The 4,234-nt window shown below is 69.5% G+C and carries 4 protein-coding genes; all 4 read left to right on the top strand.

What is annotated here, in order from left to right; genetic code table 11:
• A partial coding sequence (locus tag G6018_RS03305; RefSeq protein WP_182638705.1) for an AMP-binding protein occupies positions 1 to 1,287 on the top strand: 1,287 nt, incomplete at its 5' end.
• Entirely contained in the window at positions 1,284 to 2,876 is a 1,593-nt protein-coding gene (locus G6018_RS03300; protein ID WP_182638703.1) for a sodium:solute symporter, read from the top strand. The genes G6018_RS03305 and G6018_RS03300, both read left to right, overlap by 4 nt.
• Positions 2,869 to 3,363 (top strand): hypothetical protein, encoded by a 495-nt coding sequence (locus G6018_RS03295; protein ID WP_241730963.1) that lies wholly within the window; start codon positions 2,869 to 2,871, stop codon positions 3,361 to 3,363. Before G6018_RS03300 ends, G6018_RS03295 begins: the two co-directional genes overlap by 8 nt.
• Before the next feature lie 102 nt (positions 3,364 to 3,465).
• Entirely contained in the window at positions 3,466 to 3,987 is a 522-nt protein-coding gene (locus G6018_RS03290; protein ID WP_182638702.1) for a DUF6328 family protein, read from the top strand.
• The last annotated feature ends 247 nt before the right edge of the window (positions 3,988 to 4,234 follow it).

Genomic DNA, 4,234 nt, shown 5'->3' with positions numbered 1-4,234 from the left:
ACCGTGCTGGTCAGCGGCGATGCGGTGCCCGAGACGGCGTCGTCCGCTGCCGGGGCGATGCTCGCGGCTGGCACGGCCCCGGCGACCGAGGCGGGTGCGCTCACCGTGCTGCCGTTGTCGGTGACGGACTCGGCCGACCTCGCCGTCGTCGTCGCGGATACCGGACCCGACGACCCGGCCCTGCTCATCTACACCTCCGGAACCACCGGCCAGCCCAAGGGAGCCCTGCACGGACACCGCGTGGTGCTGGGGCACATGCCCGGAGTGGTCCGCGCGCTCGACGGGTTCCCCCGGAACGCTGCGCCGGGCGAATCGGGCGACGTGTTCTGGACCCCGGCCGACTGGGCGTGGGCCGGCGGGCTGCTCGACGTGCTGCTGCCGAGCCTCTACAGCGGTGTACCCGTGGTGGCGTCTGCCCGGCGGCCCAGCCCGGAGACCGTGGAGCACATCCTGCGGCGGCACGGCGTGACCTGCTCGTTCCTGCCGCCGACCATCCTCAAGATGATGCGCGCCTCCGAGGTGGACTACTCGCACACCGGGCTGCGGGCCGCGTTCTCCGGGGGCGAGGCGCTGGGCGAGGCCGTGGCCGAGTGGGCGCGCGAGGCGCTGGGCGTGCAGGTCAACGAGATCTACGGCCAGACCGAGCTCAACCTCATCGTGGGCACCTGCCACGCCGAGTTCGCGACCCCGCCCGGCTCCATGGGCCGACCGACGCCCGGTTTCGAGCTGGTGCTGCTGGACGAGACGTCGCGACCGGTCGCCACGGGCGAGGTCGGCGAGGTCTGCGTGCGCCTGCCCAGCCCCAATGCGTTCTTGCGCTACTGGAACGCGCCCGATAAGACGGCGGAGAAGACCTTGGGGGGAGTCCTGCACACCGGGGACCTGGCGCGGGTCGACGACGACGGGCACTTCTGGTTCTCCGGCCGCAACGACGACCTGATCTCCTCGGCCGGCTACCGAGTGGGCCCCGGCGAGATCGAGGACCAGATCCTGCGCCACCCCTCCGTCGAGATGGTGGCCGTGATCGGCGTGCCGGACGAGCTGCGCGGAGAGGCGATCGTCGCCTACGTCGTCCCCGCCGAGGGGGTCAGCGGCACCGACGAGTTGGCCCGCGAGATCCAGGCCTTGGTCAAGGAGCGCCTGGCCTTCTACCAATATCCGCGGGAGGTTCTCTTTCTCGACGAGCTGCCCACCACCAACACCGGCAAGATCCGCCGCGCCAAGTTGCGCGCCGACCACGCCCGACCGACATCCGACGCCCGACCGACCCCTGAGGAACCCTCATGAACAATCCCGTCGTCATAGGCGTCGTGCTCGCCTATTTCGTGCTCATGTTTGCCATCGGCGCGTGGGCCAACACCAAGATGAAGTCGGCCAAGGAGTTCCTCGTCGCGGGGCAGTCCCTGGGCTTCTTCGTCATGGCCATCGCCAGCTTCTCCTCCATCCAGTCCGGCTGGGGCATGGTCGGCGGCACCGGCCAGACCTACGCCTGGGGCCTGCAGGCGCTCATCGCCGTGGGGCTGTTCGCCCCGTTCGGGTTCGCCGCCGCCTGGTTCCTCCTGGGGAGCCGACTCAACTGGATCGGCAAGAAGCACAGCGTCTACTCGGTACCCGATCTCATCCGCGTCCGCTTCCAGGACCGGACCTCACACGCCACCATGTCGGTCGCGATCTTCATCGCCTCCGTCGCCTACATGACGGCGCAGGTCACCTCGATCGGCGTGATCATCTCGCTGCTGCTGGGCACCTCGATCCCGACCAGCGTGTGGATCGGCTCGATGGTCGTGGCCGCGTACACGATGGCCGGCGGCATGCTCGCGGCCGTGTGGACCGACCTGGTGCAGGGCGTGCTCATGGTGGTCATGTCCGTGGGGCTGTTCTTCTTCGCCGTCCAGGTGGCCGGCGGGTGGCTCCCCATGCTCGACACCATCTCGGCCGGGAGCGCGGAGATGCTCTCGATCGACGGCGTCCAGGCGCCCACCTACATCTTCGCCTTTGGTCTGTTGATCTTCGTGGGCGCCGTGGGCCAGCCGCAGCTGCTCACCAAGTTCCTCATGCTCCGCGACATGACGCAGCTCAAGTGGGGTGCCGCCGTGGCGGGTATCGCCTACGCCATCACCACCCTGTTCTCCGTGGGCATCGGTCTGTCCACCCGCTCCATGACCCTCACCGGCGACGCCCCGGAACTCGAGAGCATCGACGACACCGCCATCTGGTTCCTCGACTCGGTGACCAACCCGATCGTCGGCGGCATCGCGCTGACCGGCCTGCTGGCCGCGATCATGTCCTCGGCCTCGAGCTTCATCACCATCGGCGCCTCGTCGATGATGCGCGACCTCCCCGGGGCGTTCGGCATCAAGGTGGTCCGCGAGCTGCTGTGGAGCCGGATCGCGAGCCTGACCCTGGTGGTGCTGTCGGTCCTGCTCACCCTGTTCCTCTCGCAGGTGGTGTTCCTGCTCGGCGCGCTGGGCTGGGCCGCCTTCGCCGCAGCGATCGTCGGCCCGGTGGTCATGTCCATCTACTGGCATCGCGCGACGGCCACCGCCGCGACCGTCACGGTGGCGTTCGCGATCCTCGGCAACATGATCATCACCTCCCTGGCCGCGCGGGACATCATCTCCGTCCCGGCGTTCATGCAGGTCGGCGGCATCTCGCTGCTCGTGTCGATCGTGCTGTTCTACGTGGTGTCGATGATGACCACCAACCGTCACCCCGACGCCACCCTGGAGTTCCTGTACGGCGGACGCAGCGCGGTGACCGACCCGCGGGTGAGTGGCGGGGCTGCCGCCCCGACCGCAGCGTCGACGACCGCAGCGTCCACCTCGACCGCCAGGTCCACCTCGACCGCCTCCACCGAAAGGAACGACCATGTCTGATCACGCCACTGATCCCGCCTCGGATCCCACCGCACGCGGCCGCGCACTCGACGGCGGTCTCGACAGTGCACTGGACCCCGCGGACGCTCCGGAGCCTGATCACAAGCGCGCGGGCATCCTGATCCACGCGTTCGTGGCAGTGGCCGCCTTCGCGCTGCTCGGGATGTTCACCGACACGTGGCAGATGGTGTTCATCGCCGTGCCGCTCTTCGCCGTGATCATGATGCTCCTCGGCTCCCTGCACTCCGACGGCTCGTGGGAGAGGGTGTCGACCATCGCGATCGTCGCCTACTGCGCGGGGCTGGGCGTGCTGGTGTTGTGGTCGATCCTCACCGCATCCGGGGACGCCGTGCTCTGGGGCCTGCCGATGTCGATGGGAGTGATCTTCTATCTTCTCTGGCCGTACACCGCGGTGGGCGCCGGTCTGCTCTACGCCCTGGTCTTCGACCGCACGATCGACGAGAAGAGGCTGGCGGCCGCGGCCTGAGCGCCGCCGCCACGTCGTGTGGTCGCTCCGCGGATGTGCTGGGAGCGCTTCCGTCGCCGAGCCGGGCGGACGACGATGGAGGCACGCGGCGAAGGGAGCGACATGGACGTCGAGGGCACCGGGGAACCCCGCGAGGACCTGGCCGTGGAGCGCGACGAGACCGAGGCTCAGCGGATCGACCGCAACTGGATCGAGCTGCTCCAGGAGCTGCGCATCGTCCAGACCGGCGGCCAGGTCCTCACCGGCTTCCTGCTGGTGGTGCCGTTCCAGGACCGGTTCGCGGACATCGGGGGCGGCGGTCGCGCCCTCTACCTGGTGGTCCTGTCGCTCGCCCTCGCCTCGACGGTCGTCCTGCTGGCCCCGGTGATGATCCACCGCGCGGTGTTCCGCTCCCACCGCAAGGACCGGGTGCTGCGACTGTCCGCGACGCTGGCCCGCGTGGGCCTGGCCATGCTCTCGATCGCGTTGGTGGGGCTGGCCGCGCTGGTGTTCTCGCTGGTGCTCGGGACGCTGCCGGGCTTCGCGGCCGGGGCGGCGATGGCGGTTCTCGTGGCGGTCATGCTCTTCGTGGTGCCCGCCCGGGTCCGCCATCACACTGCGACCAACCCGTACGTCGCCGACTGATCTGCGGGTGTGTCCGGAATGACACGGCGCCTGCCCCTCCTGGTGGGACAATGGGGTCCGTTCCGGCCCGCGACAGCGCAGGGGGAGGTGGCCGTTCCCGATGGCGTCGATGGAGATGTACTCCGGTTCCGTTGACCGGCAGCAGAACGCTGCCGCCAAGCAGGCCCGCACCCGACTGGACGCGGGGCTGCGCGAGTGGTCCGGCCACCGTGCGGCGCTGACCGCCGACGGGCTCGGCCGTAATCCG

Source organism: Dietzia sp. DQ11-44 (genome assembly GCF_014145205.1).
In the GTDB taxonomy this organism is placed as follows: domain Bacteria; phylum Actinomycetota; class Actinomycetes; order Mycobacteriales; family Mycobacteriaceae; genus Dietzia; species Dietzia natronolimnaea.
The sequence above is the reverse complement of the archived record's forward strand: the minus strand, read 5'-3'. Positions and strand labels throughout refer to the sequence as shown.

Coding starts and splice junctions, on each gene's coding strand:
- G6018_RS03300 (WP_182638703.1), top strand. CDS start 1,284: ATGAACAATCCCGTCGTCATAGGCGTCGTGCTCGCCTATTTCGTGCTC.
- G6018_RS03295 (WP_241730963.1), top strand. CDS start 2,869: ATGTCTGATCACGCCACTGATCCCGCCTCGGATCCCACCGCACGCGGC.
- G6018_RS03290 (WP_182638702.1), top strand. CDS start 3,466: ATGGACGTCGAGGGCACCGGGGAACCCCGCGAGGACCTGGCCGTGGAG.